This is a genomic window from Micromonospora coriariae, assembly GCF_900091455.1.
Classification (GTDB): Bacteria; Actinomycetota; Actinomycetes; order Mycobacteriales; family Micromonosporaceae; genus Micromonospora; species Micromonospora coriariae.
Genome location: NZ_LT607412.1, coordinates 4,635,486 through 4,655,055, shown reverse-complemented (window position 1 = coordinate 4,655,055; position 19,570 = coordinate 4,635,486). Strand labels below are relative to the sequence as shown.

At 73.2% G+C, this 19,570-nt stretch carries 16 protein-coding genes; 5 read left to right on the top strand and 11 right to left on the bottom strand.

Going from position 1 to position 19,570, the window contains the following annotated elements; all coding sequences use genetic code 11:
- Nucleotides 1-20 precede the first annotated feature (20 nt).
- Both uvrA and rsgA read right to left on the bottom strand, forming a co-directional pair.
- Nucleotides 21-2,984, bottom strand: a complete 2,964-nt coding sequence (gene uvrA / locus GA0070607_RS21750) for an excinuclease ABC subunit UvrA (protein ID WP_089019848.1) — start codon at nt 2,982-2,984, stop codon at nt 21-23.
- Between the two features lie 170 nt (nt 2,985-3,154).
- On the bottom strand, nt 3,155-4,225 hold the full coding sequence (gene rsgA / locus GA0070607_RS21745) for a ribosome small subunit-dependent GTPase A (RefSeq protein ID WP_089019847.1): 1,071 nt from the start codon (nt 4,223-4,225) through the stop codon (nt 3,155-3,157).
- A gap of 178 nt (nt 4,226-4,403) precedes the next feature.
- Between rsgA and GA0070607_RS21740 the strand changes: the two genes are divergently transcribed.
- Together GA0070607_RS21740 and GA0070607_RS21735 are read left to right on the top strand one after the other, a co-directional pair.
- Nucleotides 4,404-5,120, top strand: coding sequence for a maleylpyruvate isomerase family mycothiol-dependent enzyme (locus tag GA0070607_RS21740; protein WP_089019846.1), 717 nt, complete (start codon nt 4,404-4,406; stop codon nt 5,118-5,120).
- Between the two features lie 7 nt (nt 5,121-5,127).
- Nucleotides 5,128-5,781, top strand: coding sequence for an MBL fold metallo-hydrolase (locus GA0070607_RS21735; protein WP_089019845.1), 654 nt, complete (start codon nt 5,128-5,130; stop codon nt 5,779-5,781).
- 88 nt (nt 5,782-5,869) lie between these two features.
- Here GA0070607_RS21735 and GA0070607_RS21730 read toward each other — a convergent pair whose 3' ends face one another.
- Together GA0070607_RS21730 and GA0070607_RS21725 are read right to left on the bottom strand one after the other, a co-directional pair.
- Nucleotides 5,870-6,490, bottom strand: a complete 621-nt coding sequence (locus GA0070607_RS21730; RefSeq protein WP_089019844.1) for a DedA family protein — start codon at nt 6,488-6,490, stop codon at nt 5,870-5,872.
- Nucleotides 6,491-6,592: 102 nt separating this feature from the next.
- A complete protein-coding gene (locus tag GA0070607_RS21725; protein ID WP_089019843.1) occupies nt 6,593-7,288 on the bottom strand; it encodes a class I SAM-dependent methyltransferase in 696 nt (231 codons plus the stop codon).
- Between the two features lie 181 nt (nt 7,289-7,469).
- Between GA0070607_RS21725 and GA0070607_RS21720 the strand changes: the two genes are divergently transcribed.
- Nucleotides 7,470-7,673: a cold-shock protein gene (locus GA0070607_RS21720; RefSeq protein ID WP_007462771.1), complete on the top strand. Its 204-nt coding sequence runs from the start codon at nt 7,470-7,472 to the stop codon at nt 7,671-7,673.
- A 48-nt stretch (nt 7,674-7,721) separates the two neighbouring features.
- Here the strand turns inward: GA0070607_RS21720 and GA0070607_RS21715 are convergent, their stop codons facing one another.
- The 5 genes from GA0070607_RS21715 to GA0070607_RS21695 all read right to left on the bottom strand — a co-directional run bounded on the left by GA0070607_RS21715 (nt 7,722) and on the right by GA0070607_RS21695 (nt 12,873).
- Nucleotides 7,722-9,002: an MFS transporter gene (locus GA0070607_RS21715; protein WP_089019842.1), complete on the bottom strand. Its 1,281-nt coding sequence runs from the start codon at nt 9,000-9,002 to the stop codon at nt 7,722-7,724.
- The gene (locus tag GA0070607_RS21710; RefSeq protein ID WP_089019841.1) at nt 8,999-9,574 is read right to left on the bottom strand and encodes an ArsR/SmtB family transcription factor; all 576 of its coding nucleotides are present in this window, start codon (nt 9,572-9,574) and stop codon (nt 8,999-9,001) included. The genes GA0070607_RS21715 and GA0070607_RS21710 overlap by 4 nt, the downstream gene beginning before the upstream one ends.
- Nucleotides 9,575-9,657: 83 nt before the next feature.
- Nucleotides 9,658-10,503, bottom strand: a complete 846-nt coding sequence (locus tag GA0070607_RS21705; protein WP_089019840.1) for a hypothetical protein — start codon at nt 10,501-10,503, stop codon at nt 9,658-9,660.
- 174 nt (nt 10,504-10,677) lie between these two features.
- Nucleotides 10,678-12,354 (bottom strand): CocE/NonD family hydrolase, encoded by a 1,677-nt coding sequence (locus GA0070607_RS21700; protein WP_089019839.1) that lies wholly within the window; start codon nt 12,352-12,354, stop codon nt 10,678-10,680.
- A 3-nt stretch (nt 12,355-12,357) separates the two neighbouring features.
- A complete protein-coding gene (locus GA0070607_RS21695; RefSeq protein ID WP_089019838.1) occupies nt 12,358-12,873 on the bottom strand; it encodes a MarR family winged helix-turn-helix transcriptional regulator in 516 nt (171 codons plus the stop codon).
- A 125-nt stretch (nt 12,874-12,998) separates the two neighbouring features.
- Between GA0070607_RS21695 and GA0070607_RS21690 the strand changes: the two genes are divergently transcribed.
- Nucleotides 12,999-15,125 (top strand): MMPL family transporter, encoded by a 2,127-nt coding sequence (locus tag GA0070607_RS21690; RefSeq protein WP_089019837.1) that lies wholly within the window; start codon nt 12,999-13,001, stop codon nt 15,123-15,125.
- A gap of 13 nt (nt 15,126-15,138) precedes the next feature.
- Here GA0070607_RS21690 and GA0070607_RS21685 read toward each other — a convergent pair whose 3' ends face one another.
- On the bottom strand, nt 15,139-16,023 hold the full coding sequence (locus GA0070607_RS21685) for a lytic transglycosylase domain-containing protein (protein WP_089019836.1): 885 nt from the start codon (nt 16,021-16,023) through the stop codon (nt 15,139-15,141).
- A 36-nt stretch (nt 16,024-16,059) separates the two neighbouring features.
- Complete coding sequence (locus GA0070607_RS21680) at nt 16,060-17,478, bottom strand: DedA family protein (protein ID WP_089019835.1); 1,419 nt, start codon at nt 17,476-17,478, stop codon at nt 16,060-16,062.
- A 133-nt stretch (nt 17,479-17,611) separates the two neighbouring features.
- Between GA0070607_RS21680 and typA the strand changes: the two genes are divergently transcribed.
- The gene (gene typA / locus GA0070607_RS21675; protein WP_089019834.1) at nt 17,612-19,480 is read left to right on the top strand and encodes a translational GTPase TypA; all 1,869 of its coding nucleotides are present in this window, start codon (nt 17,612-17,614) and stop codon (nt 19,478-19,480) included.
- Nucleotides 19,481-19,570: the final 90 nt, after the last annotated feature.

Here is a 19,570-nt window from a genome sequence, read left to right as displayed (position 1 = left end):
ATCGCCGGCGTCGGGTCGGCTCAGCGCGCGGCGGCGGTCGCCTTACGCGGGGCCCGGGTCTTGGCGGCGCCGTTGGCCTTGGCGGTGCCGTTGGCCTTGGCGGCCCGGGTGGTGGCGGCCGCCGCGCCCTTGGCCTCGCCGTCGAGCTTGAGCACCTGGCGCAGGAACTGGCCGGTGTGGCTCTCGGGCACCTCGGCGACCTCCTCCGGGGTGCCGGTGGCGAGCACGCTGCCACCCCGGTGCCCGCCCTCCGGGCCCATGTCGATCAGCCAGTCGGCCGTCTTGATCACGTCGAGGTTGTGCTCGATGGTGATCACGGTGTTGCCCTTGTCGACCAGCCCCTCCAGCACCATCAGCAGCTTGCGGATGTCCTCGAAGTGCAGGCCGGTGGTCGGCTCGTCGAGCACGTAGACCGTCCGCCCCGTGGAGCGCTTCTGCAGCTCGGAGGCGAGCTTGACCCGCTGCGCCTCACCACCGGAGAGGGTCGGCGCCGGCTGGCCGAGGCGGACGTAGCCGAGGCCGACGTCGACCAGCGTCTTGAGGTGACGGTGGATGGCCGGGATGGCGGAGAAGAACTCCGCGGCCTCCTCGATCGGCATCTCCAGCACGTCCGAGACGGTCTTGCCCTTGTAGTGCACCTCGAGGGTCTCCCGGTTGTACCGGGCGCCCTTGCAGACCTCACACGGGACGTACACGTCGGGCAGGAAGTTCATCTCGATCTTGATGGTGCCGTCGCCGGAGCACGCCTCGCAGCGCCCGCCCTTGACGTTGAACGAGAACCGGCCCGGACCGTACCCGCGCACCTTGGCTTCGGTGGTCTCGGCGAACAGCTTGCGGACGTGGTCCCAGACCCCGGTGTAGGTGGCCGGGTTGGAGCGCGGCGTCCGGCCGATCGGCGACTGGTCCACGCCGACGACCTTGTCCACGTGCTCCAGACCGCCGACCCGGGTGTGCCGGCCCGGCACCAGCCGGGCGCCGTTGATCTGGTTGGCGAGCACCGCGTACAGGATGTCGTTGACCAGTGTCGACTTGCCCGAGCCGCTGACCCCGGTGACCGCGATCAGCTGGCCCAGCGGGAAGGAGACGGTCAGGTTGCGCAGGTTGTGCTCGCGCGCGCCGTGCACCACCAGCTCCCGGTCCCGGTCCTGCGGGCGGCGCTTCGTCGGCGTCGGGATCGACCGGCGCCCGGACAGGTACGCCCCGGTGACCGACTCCGGGTTCTCCAGCAGCGCCGGCACCGAACCGCTGTGCACGATCTTGCCGCCGTGCTCACCGGCGCCCGGCCCGATGTCCACGATCCAGTCCGCGGTGCGGATGGTGTCCTCGTCGTGCTCCACCACGATCAGCGTGTTGCCCAGGCCACGCAGCCGGATCAGGGTCTCGATCAGCCGGTGGTTGTCGCGCTGGTGCAGGCCGATCGACGGCTCGTCGAGCACGTACAGCACGCCCACGAGCCCGGAGCCGATCTGGGTCGCCAGCCGGATGCGCTGCGCCTCGCCGCCGGAGAGGGTGCCGGCCGGCCGGTCCAGGGAGAGGTAGTCCAGACCGACGTCGAGCAGGAACCGCAGCCGGGCATTGATCTCCTTGAGCACCCGCTCGGCGATCATCTTCTGCCGGTCGGTGAGCTCGATGCCCGCGAGCAGGTCCGCGCACTCCCCCACGGACAGGTTGCAGACCTCGGCGATGCTCTTGCCGGCCAGGGTGACCGCGAGCACCTCGGGCTTGAGCCGGGCACCGCCGCACGCCGCACACGGCACGTCGCGCATGTAGCCCTCGTACTTGTCGCGGGACCACTCGGACTCGGTGTCGGAGTGCCGGCGCTCGATCCACTGCACCACGCCCTCGAAGCCGGTGTAGTAGGACCGCTCGCGGCCGTACTTGTTGCGGTAGCGCACGTGCACCTGGTCGTCGGAGCCGTGCAGGATCGTCTTCTGCGCCCGCGCCGGCAGGGCCCGCCACGGGGTGTCGACGTCGAAGTGCTGGGCCTCGCCGAGCGCCTCCAGCAGGCGCAGGAAGTATTCCAGGTTGTGGCCGGTGGCCCAGGGCTGGATCGCGCCCTCACGCAGGGTGCGCTCCGGGTCGGGCACCAGCAGCTCCGGGTCGACCTCCTTCTTCGTGCCCAGGCCGGTGCACTCCGGACAGGCGCCGTACGGCGCGTTGAACGAGAAGACCCGGGGCTCGAGGTCCTCGATGGCGAGCGGGTGGTCGTTGGGGCAGGCCAGGTGCTCGGAGTAGCGACGCTCCCGGTCCGGGTCGTCCTCCGGCAGGTCGACGAAGTCGAGCAGCACCAGGCCGCTGGAGAGGCCCAGGGCGGCCTCGACCGAGTCGGTCAGCCGCTGCTTGGCGCTCGGCTTGACGGTGAGCCGGTCGATCACCACCTCGATGGTGTGCTTCTCCTGCTTCTTGAGCTTCGGCGGCTCGGTCAGCGGGTGCACCACGCCGTCGACGCGGGCCCGGGCGTAGCCCTTGGCCTGCAGCTCGGAGAAGAGGTCGACGTACTCGCCCTTGCGGCCACGGATGACCGGGGCGAGCACCATGAACTTGGTGCCCTCGGCCATGGCGAGGACCCGGTCGACGATCTGCTGCGGGCTCTGGCGGGAGATCCGCTCGCCGCAGACCGGGCAGTGCGGCTCGCCGACGCGGGCGAACAGCAGCCGCAGGTAGTCGTAGACCTCGGTGATGGTGCCGACAGTCGAGCGCGGGTTGCGCGAGGTCGACTTCTGGTCGATGGAGACGGCGGGGCTCAGCCCCTCGATGAAGTCGACGTCGGGCTTGTCCATCTGGCCGAGGAACTGCCGGGCGTACGACGAGAGCGACTCGACGTAGCGCCGCTGCCCCTCGGCGAAGATCGTGTCGAAGGCCAGGCTCGACTTGCCCGACCCGGACAGCCCGGTGAACACGATGAGTGCGTCCCGGGGCAGGTCGAGACTGACGTCACGCAGGTTGTGCTCGCGCGCGCCACGGATGATCAGTCGGTCGGCCACGGTGCGTGTACTCCCGGGTGAAGACGAAGCGAAGGATGTGTCCCGCTCTGGCAGGGTCTGAGCGGTCGTGCGGGCGCGGAAAACTCGCCTCGGCAACTCTAGCCCCGAGGTATGACAGTTTCCCCCGCCCGCACATTCCCCCAGCTCAGCCCGGTCGGCCGGCCGGCCGGTCACCAACCCCCGGGCAACGGCGGCCGGGTCGCCCGACGCCGGGCGGACCGCCACCCGCCACGCCGCTCCGCGGCCAGCCGCGCCTCCCGCCGCCGGCTCTCCTGGGCCACCTCCCCCTGCAGCCGTCGCCAGCTCTCCCAGCGGCGGGTGGAGAGCTCCCCGGTGACCAGCGCGTCGCGGACCGCGCAGGCCGGCTCGCCGTCGTGCCCGCAGTCGGCGTACCGGCAGCCCTCGGCCAGCCCGGCGATGTCGGCGAACGCCCGGTCGAGACCGGCCACGCCGTCCAGCAGGCCGACCGCCCGCACGCCGGGCGTGTCGATCACCGCGCCGCCGCCGGGGATCGGCACCAGTGCCCGCCAGGTGGTGGTGTGCCGGCCCTTGCCGTCGACCCGCCGGATCGCCTGGGTCGGCATCAGCACCGCGCCGGCGAGCGCGTTGACCAGGCTCGACTTGCCGGCGCCGGACGGCCCGAGCAGGCCGAGGGTGCGGCCCGGCGCCACCTCGGCGCGCAGCGGTTCCAGGCCGAGGCCACCCTCGGCGCTGACCGGCAGCACCGGCACACCGGGGGCGACCGCGGCCAGCTGGCGGGCCAGCGCGTCCGGGTCGGCCGCGAGGTCGGCCTTGGTCAGCACGACCAGTGGCCGGGCACCGGACTCGTGGGCCAGGGAGAGCAGCCGCTCGATCCGGCCGACGTCCGGCTCCGGGTGCACCGGCTCCACCACGGCCGCGGCGTCGAGGTTGGCGGCCAGCACCTGGCCGCTGGCGTCCTTGCCCGCGGTACGGCGGATCAGCGCGGCCCGCCGGGGCAGCACCGTCTCCACGGTGGTGCGGCGGTCCGGCCAGTGCGCGAGCAGCACCCAGTCGCCCGCACAGGGCAGCGCGGAGGGGTCCCGAACGGCGGTGGCCAGCACCGCCCCACCCAGGCTGGCCCGCACCGGGCCGGCCTCGGTGAGCACTGTGCAGACCCCCCGGTCCACCCGGGCCACCCGGCCCGGGTGCCGGTCGCCGCGTCGCCCGGCGTACGCCGCCCGTTCGGCGTCCCAGCCGAGGGCGGTCAGATCGATCGTCATGGCATCCTCATCGGTGTCGAAGTTGGTGATGGCGGAACACGCGTGCCACGTCCGGCATGGTCATCACCTCCGTCCGACGTCCCGGTGCCGCGTATGCCGCTGACGGTAGGGCGCGCGCCGACGCGCCGAAAGCGATTTCCCCGGCGACGCCGCGACGGCGGACCGCTAGGGTCGACGCGTGACCACCGATCCGCTCCTGCTGACGGGCGAGGTGGACGACGCGACCAGTCGACTCCTGCGTACCGCGGCCTCCTTCGACGGCGCGGATCTGGCGGCCGCGTCGCTACTGCCGGGCTGGACGCGCGGCCACGTGCTGGCGCACCTGGCGCGCAACGCCGACGGCTTCGTCAACCTGCTCACCGCGGCCCGCACCGGCGAACCGCTGCCGATGTACGCCTCGCCGGAGGCACGCACGACGGACATCGAAGCCGGCGCGGGCCGCCCACCGGGCGAGCATCTGGACGACCTGCGGCGTACCGCGGACCGCTTCACCGAGGCGGTCGCGGCCATGCCGGTCGAGGCGTGGGCGGCGACTGTGCAGACCCGCCGGGGCCCGTGGCCAGCGGCGCTGCTCGTCTGGGGCCGGCTGCGCGAGATCGAGGTGCACCACCTCGACCTGGCCGCCGACTACCGGCCCGCGGACTGGTCGGAGGCGTTCGCACACCGGCTGCTGCATGACGTGGCCGCGCACCACGGCGACCGGCCGGCGCCGCCGTCGATGGTGTTGCGCTTCGACGGCAGCCGACACGAACTGGTGATCGGCGAGCGCGCGGGCGCACCGGTCGTCGCCGGTCCCGCCCCCGACCTCGCCGCCTGGCTGATCGGCCGGGACGGCGGCGGCGCGCTCGCCGTCACTCCCGACGGCCTCCTGCCTACTCCACCGGAATGGATATAGACACAACATGACCTACAGCGGAGACGTCACCCCCGGCGAGGCGCCGGCGGTGCGGGACCTGAGCGGGCTCACCATCAGCAAGCTGTCGGTGGGTCCGATGGACAACAACGCCTACCTGCTGCGCTGCACGTCCACCGGCGAGCAGGTGCTGATCGACGCCGCCAACGAGGCGCCCCGCCTGCTGGACCTGATCGGCGACGGCGGGCTGACCGCCGTGGTGACCACCCACCAGCACATGGACCACTGGGTGGCGCTGGAGGAGGTGGTCGCCAAGACCGGCGCCCGTCCGCTGGTGCACGCCGACGACGCGGCCGGGCTGCCGATCGAGGCGGAGCGGCTCGCGGACGGCGACACAGTGCCGGTCGGCGACTGCGCGCTGGAGGTCATCCACATCAAGGGGCACACCCCGGGCTCGATCGCGCTGCTCTACCGCGACCCGGCCGGCACTCCGCACCTCTTCACCGGGGACAGCCTCTTCCCGGGTGGGGTTGGTAACACGGACCAGGACCCGGAGCGCTTCGCGGCGCTGATCGACGACGTCGAGCACAAGCTGTTCGACCAGCTGCCGGACGAGACGTGGTTCTATCCCGGTCACGGCAAGGACAGCACGCTCGGCGCGGAACGGCCGGCCCTGCCCCAGTGGCGCGCCCGCGGCTGGTGAGCCAGGCGGGGCCGGCCCCCCGGCCGGCCCCGCACCACCCACCCGACCGCGCGGGCGCACCCCCGCACCCGCCGTCGGGCCGACCCGGTCAGGGCGTCGGCGCCCCGGTGACCGCGCGCAGCCGGCGCCGGGTGCCCAGCAGCACCACGGCGGTCAGCAGCAGCCCGACACCCATGGTGACCAGCAGCGGGCTGGACTCTCCCGGCAGCAGCCCGGCCAGCGAGCGGGACGCGGTGCCCAGCGCCAGGTAGAGACCGGCCCAGGCCGTCGCGCCGAGCGCCGCGCAGCCGAGGAACCGCCGGTACGACATCCGCAGCCCGCCGGCGGCCAGCGGCAGCAGCGCGTTGAACACCGGCAGGAACGGCGCGACCACCACCATCCGGCCCCCACCGCGACGCAGCAGACCCTCCGCCGCCGTCCAGCGCGCCTCGCCGATCCAGTCGCCGACCCGACTGCGTCGCAGCCGCTCCCCGTACCGGCGGCCGACCAGGAAGCTCAACGACCAACCGGCCAGGCAGCCGACCAGCACCGCGGTGAAGGTGGCGAGCCCGGTGGCCGGGCGGCCCACCCCGACCGCGGCCAGGATCGCCACGTCACCGGGAACCAGGACGCCCAGCAGCGGTACGGCGTCGAAGAGCATGACCAGCCCGAGCGTGCCCATCAGCAGCAGGATGGGTAGTTCCCCGACCTGAGCCAGCCATTGCGTCATGCCCCGTACGCTATGGCCACCGCACCACCGTGGACATCCGGTCGCATCCCCCAGCGACCCCTGGTATCCACCTCGGGGTCGCCCCTGAGACGGCCCCCGGCCTCAGGCGGGTCGCAGCACCTGCACCCGGCGCAGCGACGAGTCGACCGAGGGCTCGGTGGTGGGCACCGGATAGTCGGCCAGCACCGTCAACCGGTCTGTCGGCAGGTGGCCCCGGCCGGGATCGCCGACCAGCACCTCGGCGCCGCCGGCGGCGGCCCGTTGGAGGAACGGCAGCATCCGGTCGGCCATCGTGCGGCTGTAGAAGACGTCGCCGGCGAGGACCAGGTCCGCCTTCGCGTCGGCGCTGTCGAGCAGGTCGTCGCCGGTGGCGTCGACGGCGACGCGGTTGGCCCGCGCGTTGACTGTGACGGCGGCGACGGCGTACGGGTCGATGTCGTTGGCGACCACCGTCGCCGCGCCGGCCAGCGCGGCGGCGATGGCCACCAGCCCCGACCCGGCGGCGAGGTCGAGCACCCGCTGGCCGGCGACGAGTTCCGGATGGTCCAGCAGGTGACGGGCGAGGGCCTGGCCCCCGGCCCAGGCGGAGGCCCAGTACGGCGGCGGCAGGGCGTGCCCGACGGCCGCCTCCATCCGGGCCCACCAGACGATCGCGTCCTCGGCCAGGTGCAGCCGCACCTCCGGCACGAACGGGGTGGGCACCAGCCGGAGCCGGTCCAGGCCGGCGCCGGGCGCGTCGATCTCGCGCTCCAACTCGGACAGCGCGGCGGCTGCGGCACCCCTCATCGGCGCAAGCATGCCGCAGCGGAGGGCCGCCGGGGCGGGTTTCGCGTGCCGGCACGCAGAGTTCACCCGACTTCACTCGAAGACCTACGGCACTTCGGCCGGCGGATCCGCGTTTCGACCGTTACTGTCGGACAGGTACGGGCGATCATCGGCCACAGGCCGAGGGTCAGCCGCTTTGAACAGGGAGAGATGCATGGCAACCGGCACGGTTAAGTGGTTCAACTCGGAAAAGGGCTTCGGTTTCATCGAGCAGGACGGTGGAGGGCCGGACGTGTTCGTCCACTACTCCGCCATTGCCTCGAGCGGCTACCGGGAGCTCAACGAGGGCCAGAAGGTCGAGTTCGAGGTGACCCAGGGGCAGAAGGGTCCGCAGGCGGACAACGTCCGCCCGATGTAGCTCCGTGCCGGTGACGGCGGCCGGTCTCCGGCCGCCGTCGCAGCGCACTCAAGACGCCGCCGGGGCGGCGGGCAGGTCCCGCCGCCGCCGGAGCGGCCCGATCAACAGAATCAACGGGGTGAGCGCCAACCAGGCGGTCATCACCCCGATCGCGGTCCCGACGCCGTAGCGCGCGCCGAGGGCACCGGCCAGCACGGCCGCCAGCGGGATGGTGCCGTAGTTGAGCAGCTGCATGCTCACGGTCACCCGGCCGAGCAGGTGGTGCGGGGTGTACGTCTGTCGGAAGCTGCCCTTGACCACGTTGCCGATGGCCACACCGAGGCCGATCAGCACCCCGCCAAGGGCCGGCCAGACCAGCCCGGCACCGGGCGCGGCCAGCGGGATGAGCAGCGCGGGCGGCCCGGTGAGGGCCGCGCCGAGCAGCAGTGCCCGCGCGGTGCCGCAACGCCGGGCCAGAGCCGTGGCCAGCAGCGCGCCGAGGATCCCCCCGGCGCTCATCACCGCGACCAGGACGCCCACCAGGCCGGGCGCGAGCCGCAGCTCGCGAACCAGGAACACCACCAGGACGGCCTGGTAGCCGATCAGCCCGATGTTGCTGGCGGCGCCGAAGACCGTGAGCACCCGCAGGTACGGGTCACGGATGACGAAGCGCAGCCCTTCGGCGATGTCCCGGCGCAACGACGGGGACCGGTCGGTCCGCGGGGTACGTGGTTCGGCGGTGCGGATCCGTAGCAGGCAGGCCGCGGAGAGCAGGAACGTGACCGCGTCCAGCAGCAGCGCGGCGACCGCCCCGGTGAGCTGGGCGATCAGACCGGCGAGGCCGGGCCCGACGACGTAGCTCACGGTCTGGGTCGCCTGCAGCTTCGCGTTGCCCTCGGGCAACTGCTCGGCGCGGAGCAGCACCGGCAGGTACACCTGGTCGGCGGTCTCGAAGAAGACCCGCGCGGTGCCCGCGCCGAGCGCGACCAGCAGCAGGTGCCAGACGGTGAGCCGGTCCAGTGCGGCGGCCAGCGGAACGCTGAGGAAGGCCACCGCGCAGAGCAGGTCGCAGGCGACCATCACCGGCCGGCGCGGCAGCCGGTCGACCCACGCGCCGGCCGGCAGGCCGATCAGCAGCCACGGCAGCCAGGCCGCGGCGGTGAGCACCGCCACCTGGAAGGTGCCGGCGTCGAGCACGGCCACCGCGACCAGCGGCAGCGCGACAGTGGTGACGTTGCTGCCGACGCTGCTGACCGCCTGACCGGCCCAGAGCAGCCGGAAGTCGCGGTGCCGCAGCAGTCCGCCGCTCGGCTGGACCGGGCTCGGACCGGTGTGAACGGCCGCGGTCACGGACGGGCCGGGACGCCGTGGGCGAACACGAAGACCGGCTGGCGCTCGCGCCCGTCGTCGGGCGTCTCCCGGTCGGCCCAGCGGGTCAGCAGGTCGATCACCTCGCGGCTCAGCTCGGTCAGCTCGTCGGGGGTGAGGTGCAGCCACTTGTCGGTCGAGAAGGGAGCGTCGTCCCAGGCGGCCTGGGCCGCGTCGTCCGCGGCATGCCATGCCCTGGCCAGGGCGACGTGCCGGTCGAGGTCGAGCGACATGGCGGCGTCGGCGACGGCGCGGGTGGCCGGGTCGGCAGCGAAGTCGGTGGTGGACCAGCGCACCGACCGGGTGGTCAGCCGCCACCACCGCTCGCGCCGGTCCCGGGCCAGCTCGGGGGCCTCGGCGACCAGTTCGCCGGCGGCGAGCACCTTGAGGTGGTGGCTGACGTTCGCGGGCGCCTGGTCGGTGCGCTCGGCGAGCATGCCGACCGTCGAGGGGCCGTGCACCTTGAGCACGTCCATCAGCCGCCGGCGCAGCGGGTGGGCCATGGCGGCCAGCACCCGTGAGTCGGTGACCTGGCGTACGTCGGGGTTCTGCATGCCGCCCAGCCTGCCATCCGCAACAGCGGTTACGCAACAACTATTGCGTAACCGCTGTTGCGGAATGGGTGGTCCGCCCAGGCTCAGGCGACCAGCCGGCGGGCCAACTCGTCGGCGACCTGCTTGGCCATGCTGGGCGGGATGGCCGCAGCGATCTTCTCCGGGGTCAGCCCGGCCAGCACGCCCTGGATGATCGCCGGCTCGTCGGTGAAGTCCCGGTTGCCGAGCGCCTCCAGTTGGGCGGGTAGTCCGTTCAGCACGATGGCGTGCGCGGACGTCTTGCCGCCGTGGTCGGCGGGCAGGAACTCCCACGGCGCCCGCCGTAGGACCTCGCGGATGACCGGGTCGCTGGTGACGCCCTTCCGCAGCGCGGCGATGATTTCGGCTTCGGTCATGTCGTTCTCCTCCAGGAGTCCGATGGAGCTGAGATAGCGGCGGAACATCGGCCGCTGGTCGCGGCCCGCCTTGATGGCGTCACGGAAGAAGCTGAAGTGGGTGTGCCAGCGGTGCGAGCTGTCGCCGCTGCTGCGCTTGCCGAGCCGGTCCCACCGCCGCACCGTGTTTCCGTCGGGGCTGTAGATGATCTCGCGGATGTCCCGGGTGTCGGCCGCGTTCGCGACGCACTGCCCGACGCACCAGAGCGAGAAGCTGGGCAGGGTGTGCGTCCGGCCACCGACGCGGACCTCGAAGCCGCCGACGTCAAACGCGGCCGCGTCCAGGGTCAGGCCGGCCCGGTCCCGGGGTGACTCCACCACCGAGTAGTCGTTGGTGACGACCCGGTCCGATCCGCAGTGGTAGCCGCCGCGGTGCGCCGGATCGCCGACGATGCCGACCTCCGCCGGCTCCAGATCGTCCGGCCCGGGGGCGTTGTCGAGGTGGGCCAGCAGCAGGGTGCGCACGGCCAACAGGTTCGCCGGGGCCCGGGTCATGGGGTCCCCCTTTCCGATGGGCGGGGGGCCGGGCGCGACGTGACACCGTGTACGCGGTGCGGGACTACGGACGAGCCCGGCCTACTGGTGCACAGCGCCGGGCGTTGACCCAACGATAGCCCGCGTCAACCGCTAATGCCCAGCTCAGAGGCGATCTGTTCACCTTGGAGATCGCTAGGCGCCAGAGTGGACGATCGGTAACCGCAGTGCCGAGGGGTACGCGGGCTCGTGCAGAACCTGCCGCCATCCGGCACGCAGAGTCACCGCCGTACCGAGGGGTTCGCCGGTGCCCGGGTTGCGCGCCCAGTGGGGATGGGCGCCACCGGCGACCTGCACCCGCAGCCGGTGCCCGGCGGCGAACCGGTACGCCGTCGGCCAGAGCGGCACCGGGACCCGGCGCACCCCGGACGGGTCGGCCGGGAAGCGCCCGGGCGCGACCCGGACCAGACCGTCGCACACGTTCCACGAACGACCTCGAAGGTCCACATCGCACAGTCGGACGAAGACGTCCAGGTGCGCGAGTTCACCGCGGACGTGGATCTCGGCCCGCACCGGGCCCATCACCTCGATCGGCCGGGTCAGCGCGGCGCTGGTGTACGTCAGCACGTCGGGGCGGGCCTCGACGCTCCGGTTGTCCACCGGGCCGGCCCGCTGCGCCACCAGCAGTGGCCCGCCGAGCGAAGGGGTGGGGTCGGCCGGGTCGTACCGGAACTCGTCCGCCGGCGAGGGGACCGGCGGGCGCACCGCCAGCTCGCCACCGGGATGCAGGTGCCAGGCGGTGTCGACGGCCGGCGGCGGCCAGTCCGGCAGGTCCCGCCAGCCGCCGCCGGCGCCGCCGACGTACAGCCGCACCGGGCCTGAGCCGGACCGCCCGGCGCGGCGGGGCCGCTCGCCCGCCTGAGCCGCCCCGGTCAGGTGCTCGTCGAGCCAGGCCAACCCCTCCCGCAGGGCGGCCACGAACAGGCCGGGGCTGCCATGCGTCCAGGGGCCGATCACCAGGCGCGGACGGGCGCCGCCGGCGCGCAGGGTGGCGTAGTCGTCGAGCTGGGCGGGCAGGAAGATGTCGTGCCAGCCACTGACCATGATCACCGGCGCGCGCAGCCGGGCCACCCGGTCGGCGAAGACCCGGGTCCGCCAGTACTCGGCGTCCGGGGTGTGGTGGCGCAGCCACTCCTGGAAGAACGGGATTGTCACACCGGTGGCCACCCGGTCCGCCTCGACCAGGGGCAGGTGCTCCAGCGCGGCGGCCAGCCGGGGCTGCCCGCGCTTGAGTTCCCGCTGCCGGGCCAGCCACGGCACGGTCTGCGCGTGCAGCAGCTCCGCCCAGGTCAGCACGGTGTCCAGGGCGAACGACTCCCCCGCGTACGTCGAGTCCCGGGTGGCCGAGGCGGTCACCACCGCGACCATCGCTTGCAGATCGTCGCCGGCGTCGGCGGCCAGCGCCCACTGCGCGAAGCCCTGGTAGCTGACCCCGAACATGCCGAGCGCCCCGGACCACCAGGGTTGGCGGCGCAGCCAGTCCAGGGTGTCCACGCCGTCGTCGCGTTCGTGCACCAGCGGAGCGAACGTCCCCCCGGAGCCGCCGGTGCCCCGGCAGGACTGGATCACGGCGTGCCGCCCGCGGGCGGCGAGCAGCCGGCCGAGCAGCCGCAGCGGTCCACCCCGCCCGTACGGGGTGCGGATCAGGACGGTGGGCGCGTCCCGGACGCCTGGGGCGTAGTGGTCGGTGCGCAGCACCACGCCGTCGCGGACCCGGACCGGGATGTCGCGGGTGACCCGCACCGGGCCGGGGCGGGTCGCGGGAAGCCGCAGCGCGGCACCGGCGAGACGGGCGAGGAGCCGGTCCGGCACGGGTCAGCCCGTCGGGCGGCGGGTCGACTCGGGCCGGGCGGCGCGCACGGCGTCGCGGTGCGCGCGCAGCGATTCGCTCATCCGCGCCATGAACCGGTGCACCACCTCCAGCTCGTCCTCGCCGAACTCGGCCATCACCGAGTCGGTGCGGGCGCCCAGCGGCTGGAAGAACTCCATGGCCAGGGCGGCTCCCTGGTCGGCGTAGTGCAGCAGCACCTTGCGCCGGTCGACGGTGTCCCGGTCCCGGCGAATGTGGCCGGCTCGCTCCAGCCGGTCGATCAGGGCGGTGACCGAGCCGGAGGAGAGGTTGAGTTGCTCACCGAGGCGGCCGGGGGTGATCGGGTCCCCGAGGATCTCGGCGTCCATCACCGCGAGCAGTGCGTTCAGGTCGGTCGGGTTGAGACCGTGCAGGTTGGCGAAGGCGTGGCCGACCTGCTGGGCGTCCACCGCGTACCGCCGCAGGTTGTTGGTGATCTCCGCGACCAGCTGCTCCCGGCGCGTGTCGCGCCGCCGGTACATGCCGTGAGTCACCACCTCGCGCCGCTTCTTCCCGTCGTCGGTCCCTCGGGTTGCAGCATAGAACAGCCGCCGATAATCTCGGCTATCAAGATACTCTCCGATCGAGAGGCCCTGAGGTTCCCCTGATGTCTGCCTTCACCAGAGTCGCCCGCGGCCGGTTGGCCGCCTGGCTCACCGTGGCCGCTGCGATCGTCGTCGGCGCGGCCGTCTTCGGGCTGCCCCGGCCGGACAACCCGGCGCCGGTCTCCGCCACCGGCCTGTCCGCACGGTGGCAGTCGACTCAGGTGCAGCGGTTGCAGGACCAGCTGCCGTCCAGCGGGGTCCAGCCGGCCATCGTGGTGGTCAGCCGCGGTGACGGCGGCGCGCTGACCGAGGCCGACCGGGCCGCCGTCGCCGGCCGCTCCGCGGACCTGGTTCGCTTCGCTGTGGGCGGGCGGGTCAGCCCCCCGCAGCTGTCCCCGGACGGGACGGTCGCGCTGGTCGCCGTGCCGCTCAGCACCGTCGGTGGACAGGACGAGGTGACCGAGACGATCGCCCAGCTCCGCGCCGCGCTGGCCAACCTGCCCGACGAGCTCGCCGTCGAGGTCACCGGCGCCCCCGCCTTCACCGCCGACCTCGCCTCGGTCTTCGAGGGCGCTGACGTCACCCTGCTCGCGGTGACCGCCGCCGTGGTCGCGGTGCTGCTGCTGATCACCTACCGCAGCCCGTTCCTGTGGATCGTGCCGCTGGTCGTCGTCGCGGCGACCGAGCAGCTCACCCTGCGCGCGGTGGACACGATCGTGCCGGCCGTCGGCATCCACCTCCAGCCGGGCCAGGTCACCGGGATCGCCAGCGTGCTGGTCTTCGGCGCCGCCACCGACTACGCCCTGCTGCTCATCGCCCGCTACCGGGAGGAGCTGCGCCGCGAGGAGGACCGGTACGCGGCGATGCGCGCCGCGCTGCGCCGTACGGCCGAGCCCATCCTGGCCAGCGGCGGGACAGTGGTGCTCGGCGTCCTCACCCTGCTGCTCAGCGAGCAGGAAACCAACCGGGCGCTGGCCGTGGCCTGCGCCACCGGGGTGGTCTTCGCCGTGCTCTCGGCGCTGTTCGTGCTCCCCGCCGTGCTGGTGCTCTTCGGGCGCGGCCTGTTCTGGCCGTTCGTACCCCGGGTCGGCGGCGCGATCCGCGAGGGCCGGCTCTGGGGCCGGCTCGGCGCCGCCGTGCAACGCCGTCCGGTACCGGTCGCGGTGCTGGCCACGCTCCTGCTCGCCGCCCTCGCGCTGGGCGGGCTCGGGATCCGCACCGGCCTGTCCGAGACCGAGCGGTTCCGGGCCCAACCCGAGGCGGTGACCGGTGCGCAGACCCTGGCCCGGGCCTTCCCCGCCGGCACCACGCAGCCGGTCGCCGTGCTCACCACCCCGGCGGCGGTGCGGACCGTCACCGACGTCGCCGCCGCCGTTCCCGGGGTCGCCTCGGCCCGCCCCGGGGACGCGGGCCAGGGCATCGCACAGGTCGACGTGGTGCTGGAGCCCGAACCGGGGACCACCGCGTCCGACCGCACGATCGAGGCGCTGCGCGACGCGGTCGCCGCGGTCCCCGACTCCGCTCCGCCCGCGGTCGACGGCGCCGACGCGCCGTCCGGGGCGATCGTCGGCGGCACGGTGGCCGGCACCTACGACTCGGAGGACGCCAACGACCGGGACCTGCGGCTGATCCTGCCGATCATCCTGCTGCTGGTCGGCGCGGTGCTCGTCCTGCTGCTACGGGGTCTGGTCGCGCCGGTGCTGCTGGTGCTCACCGTGATCGCGTCGTTCTTCGCCAGCCTCGGCGCGGCGTGGCTGCTCTTCGACCACGTGCTGGGCTTCCCCGCACTGGACAGCGGTGTGCTGCTGCTCGCCTTCGTGTTCCTGGTGGCGCTCGGTGTGGACTACAACATCTTCCTGGTCACCCGGGCCCGCGAGGACGCCCGCAGCGCCGGCACCCGGGAGGGGATGCTCTCCGCGCTGCGGGTCACCGGCGGCGTGATCACCAGCGCCGGCGTGCTGCTCGCGGCGGTCTTCGCCGTGCTCGGGGTGCTGCCCCTGATCACGCTGACCCAGATCGGCATCATCGTCTGCATCGGCGTCCTGCTGGACACCCTGCTGGTCCGCACCGTCCTGGTGCCGGCGCTGGCGTTCGTGCTCGGCGACCGCTTCTGGTGGCCCGGCCGAATCACGGGCGAGAACGCGGCGGACACCCCCGTGCCGCCCGAGCCGGTGGCCGCCCGCGACTGACCGATCGGCTCGCTCAGTAACCCAGGCAGACGCACTCGGTCATCAGCGCGCGCACGTTGCGCACGTAGGACGGGTTGGGGATGGCCAGCGGCTTTCCCTCCTGCGCCACCGCCCCGTGCCCGAAGTTGTACGCGGCGATCACCGCGTTGAGCAGACAGGAGTTCAGCTCGGAGGTGCACAGGTTGGCGTCGAGCCGGAAGTCGGACTCGAAGTACATGTCACCGATGTACTTGGTCAGCCAGGCCAGGTAATTGGCGCCCAGGTACGCGTTGTCCCGGTAGTCGTCGATCTCGTAGCTCTGCTCGAACCGCTGGTTCATCCAGGTCGCGGTGCCCGGCATCACCTGCATCAGCCCGACGCCGCCGTCGCAGGCGTAGATGTTGGACTGCCAGCCGCTCTCCTGCCAGGCGGTGGCCTTGAGCAGCTTGAGCGGGATCTCGATGGTCGGTGCGGAGGTCGGCCAGTAGACGCGGGCGGCCGCGTCGGCCAGCGCCGCCTTGGTCTCCGCCCGGGTCGCCTGGGTGCCCTTGTAACTGGGCTTACAGGAGGTCGGTGCCGGCTTCGGGGGCGCCGGCGGGACCTTGATCTCGGTGGGCGGCTTCGCCACCGGGCGCGGCTTCGTCGCCGGGCCGGACGGGCGGGTCGGCTTCTTCGTCGGCTTCGGGGTCGGGGTCGCGCTGCGACTCGGCGCGGCACCCATGGCCGCCACCCCGCTCACCGACGGGCTCGGCTCCACGGCGGCCTCGTCGACCGCGGCCTCCGTCGGCTCATCGGTGACCGCGACCGGCGCCGCCTGGCCCTGCGGGCTCTCACCGCGGTCGGCACAGCCGGCCATCGCGCCCGCAAGCAGAAGCCCGGCGAGCACCACAGCACCCACCCGACCGGTCCGTCCACGCATGCCGTTCCTCCCCCGTGTGACCGTCGCCGCAGCACCCTAGCAAGGTTCGACCGGGCGGCGAGGCCCCTGCGACCGCGGCCGGACCGGGTCCTGCGGCTGCTCCCGCTCCCCCACCGCCCGGTCCCGGGTGGCCCAGGCGACCATGAACACCAGCGTCCAGAGCACCCCGAGCAGCACGGCGGCCGCGGTCCCGCTCGCCGTGTCCAACCCGAGGTAGAGCCGGGCGGCGCCGACGCCGAGCACCCCGGCGGCGGCGGCCGTCCAGGCGGCCACCGCCACCGGCCAGCGGGCACCCCGGGACACCAGCCAGGCCAGGGTGCAGAAGCTCGCCGCGACCACCGCGTTCTGCGTAGGAAACGGGACCCCCTCGCCGCCGCCCGGCCCCGCCCCCGGCGACCCGGTCAGCTCGGCCACCACGGCCAGCACCAGCAGCGGCACGAACGCGCCCACCGTGCCGACCACGCTGAGCAGGTCCGCCCGCCAGGGCCGGTTCCGCCACGCCAGCACCGCCGCCACCAGCGCCACCAGGACGATCAGCACCCACCCCCGCACCAGCGACACCAGGGCCAGCGTGGCGTCGGCGGCGTCCGGGGTCCGCCGGGCGGCGAACCAGCCCCCGATCGCCCCGTCCAGCGCGGCCAGCCCGCTGTTGCGGACCACCACGGCGAGCAGGCCGGCGATGGCGAGCCCGGCGGCGAAGAGCAGCAGCAGCCCGGCGGCGAGGTTGAGCAGCAGCGTCCAGGCCGGGCCGATCCGCATGGCCACCAGGAAGAACAGCACCCCGTAACGGGCGCTGAGCCAGCGCACCGGCGGCAGCGCGCCGGCCCGGGAGAGCAGCGCCCGGACCGGGTCCGGGTTACGGCCCAGCCACCGGCCGGCGAGCACCACCCCCAGCAGGCCGGCCAGCAGCACCAGCACCGCGCCGGTGGCCCGGCCGAGGAACCGGGAGACCGTGTCGTACGACTCACCGGCGACGTGCCCGAGCAGTACCGAGCCCCCCACCCAGGTCGCCACGCCGGCGAGGTTCCACGGCGCGAACCGCCGGTACGGCATACCGGCCGCGCCGGCCAGCCGGGGCACCAGAGTGCGGGCGAAGGCCACCCAGCGCGCGGCGAACACACCCCGCCCGCCCAGCCGGGCGAGCATGGCGTCGGCCCGGCCCCACCGCTCGGGCCCGACCCGGTGGCCCAGCCCGGCACGCAGCCGCGAGCCGTACCGCCGGCCGGCGCGGAACGCCAGCGCGTCACCGAGGACCGCGGCGGCGATCATCGCCAGCAACGCCGGGCCCAGCCGCAAGGTACCGTTGTAGGTGAGGAAGCCGACGAGCAGCAGGGTAGCCTCACCCGGCACCAGCAGGCCGAAGATCACCGCGGTCTCGCCCGCCACGATCAGCGCGGCGACCAGGTAGATCCACAACGTGGGCAGACCCTGCACAAAGGTCAGCAGGTCATGCACTCAGGCCCCCGGGACACGGGAGCCAGCATGCCAGCCGGGAGAACGACCCGGACAGCAGTTTCACCAGAGATCAGGGGCACCTGGGGGTGACCCCGACGCGGCCTGCGCGAGCGCAGGCGGAAGGATAGAGGGTATGCAGCTTCGCACCGACCTCCGCAACGTCGCCATCATCGCTCACGTCGACCACGGCAAGACCACCCTGGTCGACGCCATGTTGCGGCAGGCCGGCGCGTACGGCGCCCGCGGTGAGACGACCGAGCGGGTGATGGACTCGGGGGACTTGGAACGGGAGAAGGGCATCACCATCCTGGCCAAGAACACCGGCGTGCGCTACCTGCCGGCGGATGGCTCCGACCCGGTCACCATCAACATCATCGACACCCCCGGCCACGCCGACTTCGGTGGCGAGGTGGAGCGCGGCCTGACCATGGTCGACGGCGTGGTGCTGCTGGTCGACGCCAGCGAGGGCCCGCTGCCGCAGACCCGCTTCGTGCTGCGCAAGGCGCTGCGCGCGCGGCTGCCGATCATCCTGGTGATCAACAAGGTGGACCGCCCCGACGCCCGGATCAAGGAGGTCGTGGACGACACCTACGAGCTCTTCCTCGACCTGGACGCCGACGAGGAGCAGATCGACTTCCCGATCGTCTACGCCTGCGCCCGCGACGGCATCGCCTCGCTGACCCAGCCCGCCGACGGCTCCGTGCCGGACGACAGCAGCTCCCTGGAGCCGCTGTTCCGCACCCTGCTGGACACCATCCCGCCGCCCGCGTACGACGAGGGCGCGCCGCTGCAGGCGCACGTGACCAACCTCGACGCCTCGCCGTTCCTCGGCCGGCTGGCGCTGTGCCGGGTCCGGCAGGGCACGATCAACAAGGGCCAGACGGTGGCCTGGTGCCGCACCGACGGCAGCACCCAGCGGGTCCGCATCTCCGAGATGCTGATGACCGAGGGCCTGGAGCGCAAGCCGGCCGAGTCGGCCGGCCCGGGCGACATCATCGCGGTCGCCGGCATCTCCGAGATCATGATCGGTGAGACGCTGGCCGACGCGGAGAACCCGGTGCCGCTGCCGCTGATCACCGTCGACGAGCCGGCCATCTCGATGACCATCGGCACCAACACCTCGCCGCTGGTCGGCCGGGTCAAGGGCTCCAAGGTCACCGCGCGGATGGTCAAGGACCGGCTCGACAAGGAGCTGGTCGGCAACGTGTCGCTGCGGGTGCTGCCCACCGAGCGCCCGGACGCCTGGGAGGTGCAGGGCCGCGGTGAGCTGGCGCTTGCCATCCTGGTCGAGCAGATGCGCCGGGAGAGCTACGAGCTGACCGTCGGCAAGCCGCAGGTCGTCACCCGCGAGATCGACGGCAAGACCTGCGAGCCGGTCGAGCGGCTGACCATCGACGCGCCCGAGGAGTACCTGGGCGCGATCACCCAGCTGCTGGCCACCCGCAAGGGCCGGATGGAGCAGCTGGTCAACCACGGCACCGGCTGGATCCGGATGGAGTGGCTGGTCCCGGCGCGCGGCCTGATCGGCTTCCGCACCGAGTTCCTGACCGACACCCGGGGCACCGGCATCCTGCACCACGTCTTCGAGTCCTACGAGCCGTGGTTCGGTGAGCTGCGTACCCGCAACAACGGCTCCCTGGTCGCCGACCGGGCCGGCGCGGTCACCGCCTTCGCGATGATCAACCTGCAGGAGCGCGGCCAGCTCTTCGTCGAGCCGACCACCGAGGTGTACGAGGGCATGATCGTCGGCGAGAACTCCCGCTCCGACGACATGGACGTCAACATCACCAAGGAGAAGAAGCTCACCAACATGCGGGCCTCGACCTCCGACGAGACCGAGAAGCTGATCCCGCCGCGCAAGCTGTCGCTGGAGCAGGCGCTCGAGTTCTGCCGCGAGGACGAGTGCGTCGAGGTCACCCCGACCGCGGTGCGCATCCGCAAGGTCGTGCTCGATCAGCAGCTGCGTGGCCGGGCCGCCGCCCGCCGCAAGCACGCCGGCTGACCTCACCAGCACCCGGCACCGGGCGCGTCGACCGCTTGCGGTCGGCGCGCCCGTCCGCTTTCCGGCGGGGTACGCGGGCCTGCCCGGCCC

Excerpts from the sequence above, each read along its gene's own strand:
- GA0070607_RS21690 (WP_089019837.1), top strand. The coding sequence starts at position 12,999 with ATGTCTGCCTTCACCAGAGTCGCCCGCGGCCGGTTGGCCGCCTGGCTC.
- GA0070607_RS21710 (WP_089019841.1), bottom strand. The coding sequence starts at position 9,574 with ATGCAGAACCCCGACGTACGCCAGGTCACCGACTCACGGGTGCTGGCC.
- GA0070607_RS21735 (WP_089019845.1), top strand. The coding sequence starts at position 5,128 with ATGACCTACAGCGGAGACGTCACCCCCGGCGAGGCGCCGGCGGTGCGG.
- GA0070607_RS21695 (WP_089019838.1), bottom strand. The coding sequence starts at position 12,873 with ATGTACCGGCGGCGCGACACGCGCCGGGAGCAGCTGGTCGCGGAGATC.
- GA0070607_RS21720 (WP_007462771.1), top strand. The coding sequence starts at position 7,470 with ATGGCAACCGGCACGGTTAAGTGGTTCAACTCGGAAAAGGGCTTCGGT.
- GA0070607_RS21685 (WP_089019836.1), bottom strand. The coding sequence starts at position 16,023 with ATGCGTGGACGGACCGGTCGGGTGGGTGCTGTGGTGCTCGCCGGGCTT.
- typA (WP_089019834.1), top strand. The coding sequence starts at position 17,612 with ATGCAGCTTCGCACCGACCTCCGCAACGTCGCCATCATCGCTCACGTC.
- GA0070607_RS21705 (WP_089019840.1), bottom strand. The coding sequence starts at position 10,503 with ATGACCCGGGCCCCGGCGAACCTGTTGGCCGTGCGCACCCTGCTGCTG.
- GA0070607_RS21725 (WP_089019843.1), bottom strand. The coding sequence starts at position 7,288 with ATGCTTGCGCCGATGAGGGGTGCCGCAGCCGCCGCGCTGTCCGAGTTG.
- GA0070607_RS21730 (WP_089019844.1), bottom strand. The coding sequence starts at position 6,490 with ATGACGCAATGGCTGGCTCAGGTCGGGGAACTACCCATCCTGCTGCTG.
- rsgA (WP_089019847.1), bottom strand. The coding sequence starts at position 4,225 with ATGACGATCGATCTGACCGCCCTCGGCTGGGACGCCGAACGGGCGGCG.